Source organism: Promicromonospora kroppenstedtii DSM 19349 (assembly GCF_000515355.1).
In the GTDB taxonomy this organism is placed as follows: domain Bacteria; phylum Actinomycetota; class Actinomycetes; order Actinomycetales; family Cellulomonadaceae; genus Promicromonospora; species Promicromonospora kroppenstedtii.
On record NZ_KI911694.1, the window covers coordinates 96609 to 110855 of the forward strand.

The 14247-nt window shown below is 71.8% G+C and carries 13 protein-coding genes; 2 read left to right on the forward strand and 11 right to left on the reverse strand.

Translation table 11 applies throughout. The features are described from left to right. The 10 genes from PROKR_RS17640 to PROKR_RS17685 all read right to left on the reverse strand — a co-directional run. A partial coding sequence (locus tag PROKR_RS17640) for a GHMP family kinase ATP-binding protein (protein WP_483823646.1) occupies positions 1 to 368 on the reverse strand: 368 nt, incomplete at its 3' end. Further along, positions 365 to 1282, reverse strand: a complete 918-nt coding sequence (gene rsmA / locus PROKR_RS17645) for a 16S rRNA (adenine(1518)-N(6)/adenine(1519)-N(6))-dimethyltransferase RsmA (protein ID WP_051433097.1) — start codon at positions 1280 to 1282, stop codon at positions 365 to 367. The genes PROKR_RS17640 and rsmA, both read right to left, overlap by 4 nt. Positions 1283 to 1320: 38 nt before the next feature. Next, entirely contained in the window at positions 1321 to 2571 is a 1251-nt protein-coding gene (locus PROKR_RS17650; RefSeq protein WP_245605867.1) for a resuscitation-promoting factor, read from the reverse strand. A 477-nt stretch (positions 2572 to 3048) separates the two neighbouring features. Further along, complete coding sequence (locus PROKR_RS17655; RefSeq protein ID WP_245605868.1) at positions 3049 to 4446, reverse strand: resuscitation-promoting factor; 1398 nt, start codon at positions 4444 to 4446, stop codon at positions 3049 to 3051. Positions 4447 to 4635: 189 nt separating this feature from the next. After that, a complete protein-coding gene (locus PROKR_RS17660; protein WP_245605869.1) occupies positions 4636 to 5805 on the reverse strand; it encodes a resuscitation-promoting factor in 1170 nt (389 codons plus the stop codon). A gap of 93 nt (positions 5806 to 5898) precedes the next feature. Then, a complete protein-coding gene (locus tag PROKR_RS17665) occupies positions 5899 to 6834 on the reverse strand; it encodes a TatD family hydrolase (protein ID WP_036965153.1) in 936 nt (311 codons plus the stop codon). A 7-nt stretch (positions 6835 to 6841) separates the two neighbouring features. Beyond that, positions 6842 to 8467, reverse strand: a complete 1626-nt coding sequence (metG, locus tag PROKR_RS17670) for a methionine--tRNA ligase (protein ID WP_036965155.1) — start codon at positions 8465 to 8467, stop codon at positions 6842 to 6844. A 64-nt stretch (positions 8468 to 8531) separates the two neighbouring features. Next, positions 8532 to 9188, reverse strand: coding sequence for a nucleotidyl transferase AbiEii/AbiGii toxin family protein (locus PROKR_RS17675; RefSeq protein WP_036965156.1), 657 nt, complete (start codon positions 9186 to 9188; stop codon positions 8532 to 8534). Beyond that, complete coding sequence (locus PROKR_RS17680) at positions 9188 to 9553, reverse strand: hypothetical protein (protein WP_142039676.1); 366 nt, start codon at positions 9551 to 9553, stop codon at positions 9188 to 9190. The genes PROKR_RS17675 and PROKR_RS17680 overlap by 1 nt, the downstream gene beginning before the upstream one ends. Before the next feature lie 110 nt (positions 9554 to 9663). After that, positions 9664 to 10905, reverse strand: a complete 1242-nt coding sequence (locus tag PROKR_RS17685) for a PQQ-dependent sugar dehydrogenase (protein ID WP_051433099.1) — start codon at positions 10903 to 10905, stop codon at positions 9664 to 9666. A gap of 128 nt (positions 10906 to 11033) precedes the next feature. Here PROKR_RS17685 and PROKR_RS17690 point away from each other — a divergent pair, with 128 nt between their 5' ends. After that, a complete protein-coding gene (locus tag PROKR_RS17690) occupies positions 11034 to 11630 on the forward strand; it encodes an isochorismatase family protein (RefSeq protein WP_036965160.1) in 597 nt (198 codons plus the stop codon). A 40-nt stretch (positions 11631 to 11670) separates the two neighbouring features. Here PROKR_RS17690 and PROKR_RS17695 read toward each other — a convergent pair whose 3' ends face one another. After that, complete coding sequence (locus PROKR_RS17695) at positions 11671 to 13365, reverse strand: dolichyl-phosphate-mannose--protein mannosyltransferase (RefSeq protein ID WP_036965162.1); 1695 nt, start codon at positions 13363 to 13365, stop codon at positions 11671 to 11673. 111 nt (positions 13366 to 13476) lie between these two features. Between PROKR_RS17695 and rsmI the strand changes: the two genes are divergently transcribed. Beyond that, the coding region (rsmI, locus tag PROKR_RS17700) for a 16S rRNA (cytidine(1402)-2'-O)-methyltransferase (RefSeq protein ID WP_036965233.1) at positions 13477 to 14247 on the forward strand (771 nt) is incomplete at its 3' end.

Here is a 14247-nt window from a genome sequence, read left to right on the forward strand (position 1 = left end):
GCCGCGGCGGCGTCGGCCGAACCGCCCGCCATACCGCCGGCGACCGGCACGCCCTTGGTGATGTGCAGCTGGACGTCGGCCGCCAGGCCCGTGCGCTCGGCCAGCAGCGCGGCGGCGCGCCAGGCGAGGTTGGACTCGTCGGTCGGGACGACGTCGGCCTGTGGCCCCGAGACCGTCAGCGAGATGCCGGACCCGGGCGCCACCTGGGTTGCCGTCACCTCCTCGTAGAGGGAGACGGCCTGGAAGATGGTCGCGAGCGGGTGGTAGCCGTCGTCACCGACGGGACCCACGCGCAGGCCGAGGTTCACCTTGCCGGGTGCGCGGACCCGGACGGACGGCGGCGGGGCCGCCGCGAGACGCGGGATCACTGGTTCCCCTCCTGCACGTCGGTGTCAGACGCAGGGGTCACCCGGGTGACCTGAGGGTCTGACACGTCGGGAAGCTGCTCCGCGATGCGCGCGAACTGCTCGACCACGAGCGTCTCACCCCGGGCGCCCGGGTCGACGTCGGCAGCCCGGAGCGCCGCCTCGGCGGCGGCGCCGGAGCCGAACACCCCGGACAGGGCGGCGCGCAAAGTCTTGCGGCGCTGCGCGAACGCGGCGTCCACGACGGCGAAGACCTGCTCACGGGAGGCTGTGGTCGACGGCGGGTCCCGACGCTCGAGGTACACGAGCGCGGAGTCGACGTTCGGGGCAGGCCAGAACACGTTGCGCCCGATGGTCCCCGCACGGCGGGCCGAGGCGTACCAGGCGGCCTTCACCGACGGGATGCCGTAGATCTTGTTCCCCGGCACGGCGGCGATGCGGTCGGCCACCTCGGCCTGGACCATCACGAGCACGCGCTCGAGCGAGTCGAACCGCTGCAGCATGGTGAGCAGCACCGGGACGGCCACGTTGTACGGGAGGTTCGCGACGAGCGCCGTCGGCGCCTCGCCGGGCAGGGCGGTGACGTCCAGCGCGTCGGACAGCACGACCTCGAAGTCGGAGTCCGGGAACCGGGTGCGCACGGTGTCGGCGATCTGCCCGGCCAGGACGGGGTCGATCTCGATAGCCACGACGGAGGCGCCGGCCTCCACGAGGCCCAGTGTCAGGGAGCCCAGCCCGGGCCCGACCTCCACGACCCGCTCACCGGGCCGCAGCCCCGCGGTGCGCACGATCTTGCGGACGGTGCCGCCGTCGTGCAGGAAGTTCTGGCCGAGCGTCTTGGTGGGCCGGACGCCCAAGCGCCCTGCCAGGTCGCGGATCTCCGCGGGACCGAGCAGGGCGCCTGAGGTGTCGTTCATGCAGGTGAGCCTAACTGGAGATTGTCACCATCTGTGGATCAGTACCAACCCACCGACTCCGAGTGGCCCCACGCACCGCACGGCGTGCCGTAGCGGTCCGCGATGTAGCCGAGGCCCCACTCGATCTGGGTGGCCGGGTTGGTGGCCCAGTCCGAGCCCGCGGAGCCCATCTTGGAGCCGGGCAGCGCCTGCGGGATGCCGTAGGCACCCGACGACGGGTTGGCCGCCTGGTAGTTCCAGCCGGACTCGCGCTCCCAGAGGAGGTCGAGGCAGGTCCACTCCGAGCCGCTCCAGCCGCGCGAGGCGGCCATCTGCTGCGCGATCTGCTTGACCGAGCCGGACGGCACCGGGCTGCTGGTGGACTTCTTGGTGGTGGTCGCCTCGACGGCGACCTTCTCGGCCGGACGCTCCTTGGTGCCCTGGACGAGCACGCGGTCGACCGGCTTCTTGGTCACCTTGTCGGAGAGCTCCTTGCGGAGCACGACCTCGCCGTCGACGGTGCGCACGAGGACGACCCGGGTGCGGACGCCCTTGGCGCCGTCGGTCTTCACGACCTTACCCAGGTCCTCGTAACGGCTGGAGTCTGTGGTGGTGCGGGTGTCGTAGCCCACCACGAGCTTCCGGGTGACCTTCTTGGTCTCGACGCGCTGCACCTGGACGGCGACGTCCGCGCCTGCCTTCTCGGCGGTCCTCGCGGACTTCGCGTCGATCGTCTTGTCCTTCGCCAGGGTGGCGACGGGCACGACGCTGACGAGGTCGGCCTTGTCGAGCTCGACGTCCAGGTCGCTCAGCACGCTGTCGACGCCGTCTGCGTGGTCCTCGATCACGCGGGTCTTGCCGTCCGCGACCACGGCGACGGGGCCGTCGTCGTTCAGGCGGAGCGGCAGCGAGGCGCGGTCGCCGGAGCGGGACGCCACCAGGGCGACGTCGCCGCCGCGCTCGGCGAGCGTGGTCAGGGCCTCGGCGGCGTCGGTCACGGTGACCCAGACGTCGCGCTCGTCCTCGCCGTCGGACATGGTGACCTGGCGGGCGTAGCGCACCACGACCTGGTCGCCGTCGGCAAGCTCCGCGCCGGTCCCGGGGGCGACGACGTCGCGCTCGCCCAGGCGGACGCCCTGCGAGTCGAGCATGCCCTGCACGGAGCCGGAGTAGGTGGTGACGGTCTTGACGGTGCCGTCGATGTCGAGGGTGACGGTCTTGCGCGCCTCGGCGAAGGCGACCGAGCCGGAGGCGGCGATCGCCACGGCTGCGAGGCCGGCGACCAGAGGCCAGCGGCGGCGACGCTTCATGGGGGTCGTCCGAGAGGTCGTGGCCTCGGACTCTGAGTTGATGCTGGGGATGGAGCCAGAACTCTGCTGCTCAGAACGGGGGTTCACTCGTGTCCAGTCGTCGGACGTCCCGGGCACGGGCGGCGAGCCGGGGCACGCGCAGGCGCGAGCGTCCCTACCACGATTCGGCCTGGGGGCCAGGAGGCTCTTGCGAGCCGTCGCGGTCTCGACCGGCCGATCCGGCGGTCTCGCACCGGGCGCGACGGGTCGCGTCCGGTACCGCCCCGGCCGGCGTGGTGACGCTGTGGCCTACACCACTTCGCACCCTCACGCCAGCGAGGACAACCGAACGTAACTGATCCGTTATCGTCCGGCCAAGTTTCTCGGTGCTGTCAGGCTGTGTTGTCGATCACTCGTCTAGGACAACCGTCCAACTCGCCGTCGTGTCAGACGCACAGATCACTCGGGTGACCTGCACGTCCGACACGTCGGGAGGGATCAGAGCAGGCCGAGCTTCGCGGCACAGCCAGGCCACTGTCCCCAGCCGGACTGCGCCTGGAGCTTCTGGGCCCGCATGGTCTGCTCGCTGGCCGAGGCGTCCGACGGGAGGCCGGAGCCGCCCATCGCCACCCAGGTCTGCTGCGAGAACTGGTAGAGGCCGTAGTAGCCGTTGCCGGTGTTGGTGGTGGGGTCGCCGCCCGACTCGCACTGCGCGAGCTGGGCCCAGACGCCGCTGGTCGCCACGACGTCCGCCTCGGGCTCGGGCGCCGGCTCCTCAGCCGCCTCCCGTGCCACGGGCTGCGATTCGGGCTCCGGTTCGGGCTCGGGCTCCGGTGCCGGACGGACCTTGGTGCCGTACACGGTCACCTGGTCCACGGGCTCGCGCTCGACCTTCGACGAGAGCTTCTCCCGCTCCACGACCTTGCCGTCCACCGTGGTGACGTCCCACGTGGTGACCCGCTTGCCCACGACGCCCTTGGTCGCCACGTAGGGCGCGAGGTCCTCGAACCGGTCGGGGTCCGCCGTCCGCACCTTGTCGAACGGCAGCTTGGTCACGGTCTCCCGCTGGGCGGTCCGCACCTGCTCGACGACGACGGACAGCGTCGGCGTGCCGGCGCCCGCCGGCTGCCCGCCCTCGGGGGCGTCGCGCTGGACGGTGACCCGGTCGTCCGAGTCGACGGTCACGTCGTTCGCGGCGAGCAGGTCGTCGAGCTGCGCGGCGCCGTCGGCCACCTGCTCGGTCTCGCCGCCGACCACCAGGTTGACCGGGCTGTCGGCGTCGAGCCGCAGCGGGAGGGACACGCGGCCGCCCGATCGGGACGGGACCAGGGCGACGTCGTCGGCTCGTTCGGCGAGCGTGGCGAGCGCCTGGTCGGCGTCGAGCGCGGTGACCCAGGTCGACCGCTCCTTGCCGTCGGCCCGCAGGGTGACCTCGTGGCCGTAGCGGACCACGACCATCCCGCCGTCCCGCAGGGTGCCGTCCGTGCCGGGCGTCACCGCGTCCCGGCTCGTGACACTGACGCCCTGGTCGGCCAGGAGGCCGGCGACGTCGCCCTGGAAGGTCTCGACCGTCGTGACCCTGCCGTCGACGTCCAGCGTGACGGACTTGTGGGCCGAGGCGAAAGCGGTGATGCTGCCTGCTCCGACGACCGCGATGGCCGCCGCCCCGGCGAGGAAGGCCGCTCTGCGGCGGGGTCTGCGTGGCGGGGCGGGTACAGCGGTGACCGGTACGTGGACGACCGGCTCGGTGGGGGTGTGATCCGTCGGGGGCGGATCGAAGATCTCGGTGATTCCGGCGGTGGCGCCGGCCTCAGGGTTGAGGGACAGTCCGTCGGGGCTGCCCTGAACGGGGTGGGGAGATGACACGCGGGTCCAGTCCTCGCGCGGTCCGGGCACGGGGGCCGGGACGGTACGAGTCGCACGCACCTCCCGCGCGGGGCGCGGGCCCGACCGGCCGATCCGGCGGTCCAGGAGACCGTAACCCTGCCGTTATCAAATGCAAGACCTATTCGAGGAATGACACGCCGAAACGTACGGATAGATCCAATAATGTCCAAAATATTCCAGGGTGAAAACGTCCCCGGATCAGTACCAGCCGATGTCCACGGAGTGCGCCCAGGCGCCGCACGGCGTGCCGTACCGCCCGGAGATGTAGCCCAGACCCCACTCGATCTGGGTGGCCGGGTTGGTCAGCCAGTCGCTCCCGACGGTGGCCATCTTGGAGCCCGGGTTGGCCTGGGCGATCCCGTACGCCTCGCTGCTCGGGTTGTCGGCGTTCCAGCGCCAGCCGCTCTCCTTCTCCCAGAGCTGGTCCAGGCAGGAGAACTCGTCGGCACCCCAGCCGCGCTCCGCGGCCATCGCCTGGCCCAGGGCCCGCGCGGAACCCGGGTCCACCGGCGCGGTGGCGACGTCCATCGTGCCGACCACGAGCACCTCGTTCACCGGCTCGCGGGTGACCTTACGGCCCACCAGGGTGCGTTCGACGACCGCGCCGCCGACCGTCTTGACCTCGTACGTCACCTTGGCCTCGCCCGCCACGCCCGCGGTGCGGATGGACTCGTACCCCTGGGGCAGGCTCGGGTCCTCGACCGTCTCGGTCTCGAACGGCACCACCTCGGTCACCGTGCGCGACGACGACGCGTCGCGGCTGACCATGACGATCATCCCGTCCACCGCCGCGGCGTCGAGCGGCACCGACGTGACGTCGCCCTTCGCCAGCGCGATGCCCGCCTCCTCGAAGACGGACCGCACCGTGGACCCGGTGGTGCTGAACTCGAGCACCGAGCCGTCCACGGCGATGTTGACCTCCTTGACCGTGGAGAACCGCACCGGATCACGGTCGAGCTGCGTGGTGCGGGACGCCGTGGCGACAGCGCCGTCACCGCGCGGCCCGAGGGCCGCGAGCAGCTCGCCCACCGTGCCGGCGGTGGTCCGCAGCGTCATGATCTGGCCGTCGAGCTCGACGGTCACGTCGCGGCTCGTACGGACGACCACGGTCCCGCCCGCGCCGACGGCGGACGTGGCGGCCGGCTGCACGACGTCGTCGCGCTCCAGGTCGATGTGCTGTGACGCGAGGGCCTCGGCCACGGTGCTGCCGTAGACACCGACCGTGCGGACGTCGCCGTTGTAGTCGATCGTGAGGGTCGCCGCGTTGGCGACGTACACGCCGCTGACGCCCGCGAGCATGCCGACGACGACACCACGGACCAGCCAGCGGGCCGGTTTGCTCGCGAGCCACGGCCGTGCGTACCTCACCACGAGCACCAGACCGTAACGGAACAAACCTCGCAGGAAAAGATGTGGGGTTATGAAATCAAATGCCGCATTCTCCGGCCCAATGCGCCATTCTTACCAGTTGCCGTAGACACGCCCGGAGTTGGCGCTGATGTCGGCGCACAGCGTGGCGAGGTCTTCCCCGAGGTGGGCGGCCATGGCCCGCACCGTGTGGGCCGCCGCGAAGGGGGCATTCGGCTGCCCCCGGTACGGGTGCGGCGTGAGGTACGGGGCGTCGGTCTCCAGGAGGACGAGCTCCCGCGGCGCCACGGTCAGAGCCGCGCGCAGGTGGTCGTTCGCCTTGAACGTGACCGGGCCGGCGAAGGAGAGGTACCAGCCGTTCTCGGCGCAGACGCGGGCCATCTCGGCGTCGCCGCTGTAGCAGTGGAAGACGGTGCGCTCGGGGGCGCCGTCGGCCAGCAGGACCTCGATGACCTGGGTGTGCGCGTCCCTGTCGTGGATCTGCAGGGCCAGGCCGAGCTCCTTGGCCAGTGCGATGTGCGCGCGGAAGGCCTGCCGCTGGGCTTCCTCACCGCGTGGGCCGGTGCGGAACAGGTCCATACCCGTCTCACCGATCGCGCGGACGCGGTCGTTGCCCTTGGCCAGGTCGGCGATCTCGGCGATGGCGTCGTCGAGAGCCACGGAGTGGTGCTCCAGAGGCTCCGGCACGAGGCCGTCCGGGCCGACCTCGTCGATGCCCGCGTGCAGGGTGGCCTCGTTGGGATGGATGGCGAGCGCCCCCACCGCCCGCGCCTCGCCGCGGACGAGGGCGTCGGTCCAGCGGGCCGACGGAAGATCGCAGCCCACCTGGACCACGCGGTCCACGCCCGCGGACGCTGCCCGCGCCAGATGGTCGGTCACGGACGGCGGCCAGGTGCCCCGCTCGCCGTCAGGCGCCGTGGGCGACAGCACCGAGGCGATGTGGTCGAGGTGGGTGTGGTTGTCCACGACGGGGACGGGCAGGGGCTCCGGGGCGACCGGGAACCCGCGTTCGCGTGTGCGCTTGGCCATCGTCGGCTCAGGCGGCAGTGTCGTCGAGGCGCGGGAACAGGGCGGCGCCCTTGGTCACGATGGTGCCGGCGGGCAGCGCGCCGAACGTCGCCGCGCCGTGGAGCGGCTGGGCGTCCAGGGCTCCGAGCGCCTCCTCCGCGCCCAGCAGCTCCCAGAGCCCCGCCGCCGCGCGCGGCGTGACCGGGTTGAGCAGCACCGCGAGCGAGCGCAGCGCCTCCGTGGCGGTGACCAGCGACGTCGCCAGGCGACCGCCGTCGATCCCCGCGCCGGACTCGTCGACCTCGCCGGGCTCCTTGGCGAGCTTCCACGGCTGGGTGTCCGCGAGGTAGCCGTTGGTGGCGTCCACCAGGGTCCAGACCGCCGAGACCGCGTCGTGGATCGCCAGCCGGTCGATCGCCGCCTCGGCGTCGGCCACGGCCTGGGTCGCGACCCGGGCAAGGTCGGTCTCGGCGTCGGTGAGCGGGCCCGGGGCAGGCAGGGAGCCGCCGAAGTACTTGCCGATCATCGCGGCGGTCCGCGAGGCCAGGTTGCCGAACCCGTTGGCGAGCTCGCCGTTGTAGCGGGCGGTCATGTCCTCCCAGGAGAACGAGCCGTCACCGCCGAACGCGATGGTCCGCATGAAGTAGTACCGGAACGCGTCCGAGCCGAACGTGTCGATGATGTCGGCCGGCGCGATGCCCGTGAGCTTGGACTTGCTCATCTTCTCGCCGCCGACCAGCAGCCAGCCGTGCGCGAAGACCGTCCTGGGCAGCGGCAGCCCGGCGGCCATCAGCATCGCCGGCCAGATCACGGCGTGGAACCGGAGGATGTCCTTGCCGACCAGGTGCACGTCGGCCGGCCAGGTGCGCGCGAACTGCGCTTTGCGCTCCGGGTCGTCGCTGTCCAGGCCGACGGCCGTGGCGTAGTTGAGCAGCGCGTCGAACCAGACGTAGAGCACGTGGGAGGTGTCCCACGGGATGGGGACGCCCCAGTCGAACGTCGAGCGCGAGATCGACAGGTCCTGCAGGCCCTGCCGCACGAAGCTGACCACCTCGTTGCGGGCCGACGCCGGCTGCACGAACTCGGGGTGCTCCTCGTAGAGCGCGAGCAGCCGCTCGGCGTACGTGCTCATCCGGAAGAAGTAGTTCTGCTCGGAGATCATCTCGACGGGCCTGCCGTGGATGGAGCACACCTTCTGGCCCGCGTACTCCCCCGTGCCGTCGAGCAGGTCGCCCGGGAGCTTGTACTCCTCGCAGTCCACGCAGTAAGGACCCTCGTAGGAGCCCTCGTAGATCTCGCCCTTGTCGTACAGGTCCGTCAGGAACGCCTGCACCGCCGTCTCGTGCCGCTCCTCCGTGGTGCGGATGAAGTCGTCGTTGCGCACGTCGAGCGTCTGCAGCACGGGCTTCCACGCGGTCTCGACCAGCCGGTCGGCCCAGACCTGCGGGCTCACGCCGTTGGCCTCGGCGGTGCGCAGCACCTTCTCGCCGTGCTCGTCCGTGCCGGTCAGGAACCAGACGTTCTCCTGCCGCTGGCGGTGCCAGCGGGTCACGACGTCGGCGGCGACCGTCGTGTACGCGTGCCCGATGTGCGGGGCGTCGTTCACGTAGTAGATCGGCGTCGTGAGGTAGAAGGACTTCTGGGCTTCCGGCATGACGTCAATGGTAGTTGCGTGAGGGCCGCACACCATGCGGTTATCCACAGGCCCGGGCGGTGGCTCAGCGGGCGACGGCGGGGTCGATCTCGTCGGCCCAGTCGAGGAACCTGGCGACGATCTCGGCGCGCCAGTCCGCGCCGACCTCGTAGGCCGCGAACTCGGCTGCTTCCTTGCCCTGCGCCGCCCGGAACCGGTCGGCGAGCATGGCCCGGTCGAACGGCAGCGCCACCTGCCGGTCCCCGATCGCCAGCACCTCGTCCCGGGAGAAGCGACCCGACTGCACCACCGCGTCGATGTCGATGAAGTCCCGGGTTTCGCCGCGCGACCAGAGCGCGCTCATCTTTCCCGCGACGGCATCGCGCACGTCGAGCACCGGCCCGATCTCGAACCTCGCCGGGGCGAACTCCCGGTAGTTCACGCCGATCTGGATCGAGCTGGTCTCCTGGGTCGCGTCATCGGTCACGCTGAAGTCGGCGAACGTCTGGCCGATCAGGTTGTCGTGGACCGAGAACCCCGCCCCCAGGAACGCCGCACGGAGCTTGGCCACGGCGACCTCGAACAGGCTCGGCGCATAGACGTTGGTGAACAGGTCGACGTCGGCGGACGGCCGGTTCCCGATTCCGTTGGTCGAGATGGCGTAGCCGCCGGCGAGCACGAACCCATGACTCTCCAGCGCCTGGAGCCCGATCCGGGCCAGGCGCTCATGGAACGGCAGCATCAGGCGACCCGCAGCTTTCCGGACCGGGCGGCCAGCACCGGGAACTTCTGCTCCCAGATGGTCCTGCACCTGTCCGGTAGGTTCAGCGACGGCCAGAGCACCAGCAGCGTCCGCTGGTCGAGGAACCGGACCTGGTCAGGGACGAACCCCGACCGCACGACTCTCGCGTACAGGTTCCGTTGCCGGTCCGGGTCGCCCAGGTCGTACGTAGGGTTCAAGCTGGTGTCGATGTGCGGCCCGACCGTGACGACCCCCGTCGTCGGCCCCTTCAGGTCGTCCAGGGACTCCGGGGTGACGTACGGGATGTGGTCGGCATAGACGTAGCCGCGCGGCACCGTGCGGTACCCGCCAGGTTCTGCGGACATCCTGTTCACCCCTCTCGAAACCGGTGGTCCGAGCCTACGACGCGGCCCCTTCCCGGGAATCAGGATATCCACAGCCCTAGACGTCTACCAGTGCATACTCCGCGGGCCCGCTACTTCGCCGCGGCCACCGTGACGCGCAGCAGCCGGTCGTCGACCACCCGGCCGTCCTCGGTCGCGGGCTCGCCCCGGCCGTCGGTGTTCCCGGTCAGCACGTACAGCTCGCCGTCGGGCCCGCCCTCGACCGCGCGCAGGCGACCGAACTCGCCCGCCAGCAGCACCTGCGGCTCGCCGAAGCCCGGGCTCTCACCGGCCTCGATCTCCGCCGCCGTGCCGAGCAGCGGCACGCGCCACAGCCGCTCGCCGCGCAGCGCCGCCAGGTAGACCGCCTCGTCGGTGACCGCGATGCCCGACGGCGACGCCTCCGACGTCGGCCACCACGCGACCGGGTCGACGAACCCCTCCTGGTCGCCGGGCCCCTCGACGTCGGGCCAGCCGTAGTTGGCGCCCGCCTCGATCACGTTCAGCTCGTCCAGCGCGTTCTGCCCGAACTCGCTCGCGAACATGCGGCCGCTCGCGTCCCAGCCCAGGCCCTGCACGTTGCGGTGCCCCAGGGACCAGACCGGCGAACCGGGGTCCGGGTTACCCGGCGCGGGCTCGCCGTCGGACGCGATCCGCAGGATCTTGCCGCCCAGCGAGTCCGGGTCCTGCGCGTTCGCGGGGTCGCCGGCGTCGCCCGTCGCCACGTACAGGTACCCGTCCGGTCCGAACGCGATCCGGCCGCCGTTGTGGTTGGAGGCGCTGGGGATGCCGTCGAGGATCGTGGTGACGTCGCGCAGCGTCATGCCGTCCAGGTCGAGCTCGGCACGCAGCACCGCGTTGTCCTCGGCGCCTGTGCGGTACAGGTAGACCGTGAACATGGGCCCGGTGTCCTCCGGGTCGACCGCGACGCCGAGCAGGCCGCCCTCTCCGTTCGGCACCGTCTGGTCGGCCACCTCCCGTACGCCGTCGGACTCCTCCAGCGGGTGGACGTCGCCGCCGGGGTGCACCACGGCGAGCGTCGCGTCATCGCGCATCGTGACCAGGAAGCGCTCGCCCGGCAGCGGCGCGATGCCCCACGGGACCGGGAGCTCCTGGGCCACCACCTCCGCCTCGGCGATCACCCCGCCGTCCGAGGGATCCGCCCCGTCCGAGGGCACGGTACCGCCCGACGGCGCCTCGCTCGCCGAGGCGGTCGGGCTCGGCGACACGACGCCGGGCTCTGCCGCACCACCGCACCCGGCCAGCCCCACGACCAGGGCCGAGACCAGCACGGGCACTGCCAACCGACGCGCAATAGGGTCCACGGTCCCCATCCAAGCACCGAGGGAAGCCGTGTGGTCGGCATTACCTCACATGATCGGCAATCGGAGCTGCCGATCATGTGACGAACTACAGACCAGCGCGGGTACCCGCGCAGCCATCGCGGTGGAAGAGTGAGGACATGAGCCTTACCGAGTCCGGAACCGAGCGCAGGGCGCTCATCGTCGTCGACGTGCAGCCCACGTTCTGCGAGGGAGGCGAGCTGGCCACGGAGGGCGCGAACGAGATCGCGTACCGCGTCGCCGCGTACGTCGCGGCCCACCGCGACCGGTACACGACCGTGGTGACCACGCAGGACTGGCACATCGACCCGGGCGAGCACTTCAGCGAGACCCCGGACTTCGTGGACTCGTGGCCGCCGCACGGCGTCGCCGGCTCACCGAACGCCGAGCTGCACCCGGCCCTGGCCGACCTCGTCCCGGACGCCAAGCTGCTGAAGGGCCAGTACTCCCACGGCTACTCCGGCTTCGACGGCGCCGACGAGCACGGCCGCAGCCTCGCGACGGTCCTGTCGGAGGCCGCGGTGACCGCCGTCGACGTCGTTGGCCTGGTGGAGTCGCACTGCGTCAAGCACACCGCGCTCGACGCGCGCCGCGCCGGCCTGCACGCCCGGGTGCTGACCGACCTGACGATCCCGGTCTCGCCTGCCCAGGGCGAGGAGGCCGAGCGCGAGCTGAGGGCCGCGGGCGTGGACCTCCGGGACTCCTCGGCCCTCTGACACCGCCCCTCCGGAGAGGCGGCTCGACCAGCGGTTGCCGCTAGATCCAGCTCGGGAGCAGCATCAGCCGTTGCCAGTACTCGTAAGGCACCGGCATCGCCGTCCAGATCGGGTAGTAGAGCACGCTCACAGCCACGATCAGCACCATCAGCACCGCGGCCAGCCAGCACACGATCCGCCGGTCCGCGCTGCGGCGCGGGGTCCGTTCCAGCCCCACGGCCAGCAGGTACACCAGCGTGAGGATCACGAACGGCGTGAACACGATCGAGTAGAACGTGAAGATGGTGCGGTCCGCGAGCGGCCACGAGTAGAGGAACCAGGGCAGCCAGCCGGCGGCGATCCCCACCAGGGCCGCGGTGCCCCGCCAGTCGCGGTACCGGAACACGAGCACCAGGGCCACGGGGATCGCGATGGCACCCAGCCACCACAGCAGCGGGTTGCCGAGCGACGTCACGGCGGTGGCGCAGTCGCTGGTGGCGTCGGCGGGGCAGGGCCCCTGGCCGGGCGCGAACTTCTCCCAGAAGAACGACGTGGGACGCCACTGCACGATCCAGCCCAGCGGGTGCGACGCGTAGTTGTGGTCCGAGTCCAGACCGGTGTGGAAGTCCCACATCATGCGGTGGTACTCCCACAGCGACCGCCCGGCCTCCCAGGCGCCCTGCGCCCAGCCCCAGTCCGGCCACCAGCCCGGCGGGTTCACGCCGTTGACCACGGCCCAGTCGCGCAGGTACGACTTCGGGTGCGCGAACCAGGCCGACCACGACGCGACGTACACCGCGAGCACGGTGGGCAGCACGACCAGGGCGGCCGGGACGGCGTCCACCACCAGGGCGTCCTCCCACCACCGGCCGATGCCGGCCGTGCGCCGGGCCGTGACGTCCCACACCACGGTGAGCAGGCAGAACGCGGCGACGAAGTAGAGGCCCGACCACTTGACGCCGCACGCGAGGCCCAGCGACACCGCCGCCGCGAGGCGCCACCACCGGAACCCGAGCCGTGGTCCGTACTGCCCGACCGCGCCGCCCGCCTCGACGATCTGGGCCACGCGGTCCGCGAGCCTGCGCCTGGCCCATTCGCGGTCCATCACCAGGCACCCGAACGCGACGAGCACCCAGAACATGAGGAACTGGTCCAGCAGGCCGGTGCGCGAGTGCACGATCGCCTCGCCGTCGACCGCGAGCAGCAGGCCCGCGGCCAGCCCCAGCAGCGTGGACGAGAACAGGCGGCGCGCGATGCGCACCATGAGGAACACGGCCACGATGCCAATCACGGCACTCGCGATGCGCCACGCCATCGGGTCGGTCGCGCCGCCCATGAGGCGCATGCCGATGGCGATCATCCACTTGCCGACGGGCGGGTGGACCACGTACTCGGCCTCGTCGGTCTTGTACGAGCTCACGTCGCCGGCCTCGAACGCCGGGTTGGGCTTGTCGGGCCACGCGGCCTCGAAGCCGAGGCTGGCCAGCGACCAGCCCTCCTTGACGTAGTACGTCTCGTCGAAGACCAGCTTGCCCGGGCGGCCCAGCGCCCACAGCCGCGCGCCCGCGGCGATCGCCGTCACGACCAGGGCACCGAAGAGGCCCCAGAAGCGGTCCGACGCGCGCCGTCCCAGCGCGAGGCGGCGCTCGCCCAGCAGGTCGCGCAGGAGACGATCGCGCACCGGCGGCTCGGCCGGCGGGACGGCCGGGAAGGATCCCGTGGACGTCATCCGCGCACCCACCGCCTCGCGGCGCATGTGCGCACCGTACGTTCCGGGCAGAGCCTGCGGCACTGTGGCGTGATGCGCTCCGGTGGCTTCAGGCTGCTGAGACACCGGGCCAGCATAGAGCGTGGGACAGTGTGGTTCATGACCGACTCGTCCCCGGCTCCCGGGCCCGCGCCCGAGGCCGGCACCCTCGTCCTGGCCGCCACCCCGATCGGCAACCCGGAGGACGCCTCACCCCGGCTGGTCCGCCTGCTGGCCGACGCCGACGTCGTGGCCGCCGAGGACACCCGCCGCCTGCACGCGCTCGCCGGGCGGCTCGGGGTCGAGGTGCGCGGCAAGGTGACGAGCTACCACGAGCACAACGAGACGGCCCGCGCGGACGAGCTGCTCGACGTCGTCGCCGACGGCGGCACCGTGGTCGTCGTGACAGACGCGGGCATGCCCTCCGTCTCGGACCCGGGGTACCGCGTGGTCGAGCGCGCCATCGAGCGCGACCTGCGGGTGACCGCCGCCCCCGGGCCGAGCGCCGTGCTGACGGCGCTCGCGCTGTCCGGACTGCCGACCGACCGGTTCACGTTCGAGGGCTTCCTGCCGCGCAAGGCCGGCGACCGGTCCCGCACGCTCGCCGCCGTGTCCGCCGAGCCGCGCACCATGGTGTTCTTCGAGGCACCGCACCGGATCGCGGAGACGCTCGGCGCCATGGCGGTCGCGTTCGGCGACACCCGCCCGGCCGCCGTCGCACGCGAGCTCACCAAGACCTACGAGGAGGTGCTGCGCGGCCCGCTCGCGGAGCTGGCCGAGCGTGCCGCGGCCGAGCAGCTCCGCGGCGAGATCTGCGTGGTGGTCGGCGGGGCGCCCGCCGTCCAGGCCAGCGTGGACGACGTCGTGGGCGAGGTCCTGGAGCGGGTCGCC

Coding starts and splice junctions, on each gene's coding strand:
- rsmA (WP_051433097.1), bottom strand. CDS start 1,282: ATGAACGACACCTCAGGCGCCCTGCTCGGTCCCGCGGAGATCCGCGAC.
- PROKR_RS17650 (WP_245605867.1), bottom strand. CDS start 2,571: ATGAAGCGTCGCCGCCGCTGGCCTCTGGTCGCCGGCCTCGCAGCCGTG.
- PROKR_RS17665 (WP_036965153.1), bottom strand. CDS start 6,834: ATGGCCAAGCGCACACGCGAACGCGGGTTCCCGGTCGCCCCGGAGCCC.
- metG (WP_036965155.1), bottom strand. CDS start 8,467: ATGCCGGAAGCCCAGAAGTCCTTCTACCTCACGACGCCGATCTACTAC.
- PROKR_RS17675 (WP_036965156.1), bottom strand. CDS start 9,188: ATGCTGCCGTTCCATGAGCGCCTGGCCCGGATCGGGCTCCAGGCGCTG.
- PROKR_RS17680 (WP_142039676.1), bottom strand. CDS start 9,553: ATGTCCGCAGAACCTGGCGGGTACCGCACGGTGCCGCGCGGCTACGTC.
- PROKR_RS17685 (WP_051433099.1), bottom strand. CDS start 10,905: ATGGGGACCGTGGACCCTATTGCGCGTCGGTTGGCAGTGCCCGTGCTG.
- PROKR_RS17690 (WP_036965160.1), top strand. CDS start 11,034: ATGAGCCTTACCGAGTCCGGAACCGAGCGCAGGGCGCTCATCGTCGTC.
- PROKR_RS17695 (WP_036965162.1), bottom strand. CDS start 13,365: ATGCGCCGCGAGGCGGTGGGTGCGCGGATGACGTCCACGGGATCCTTC.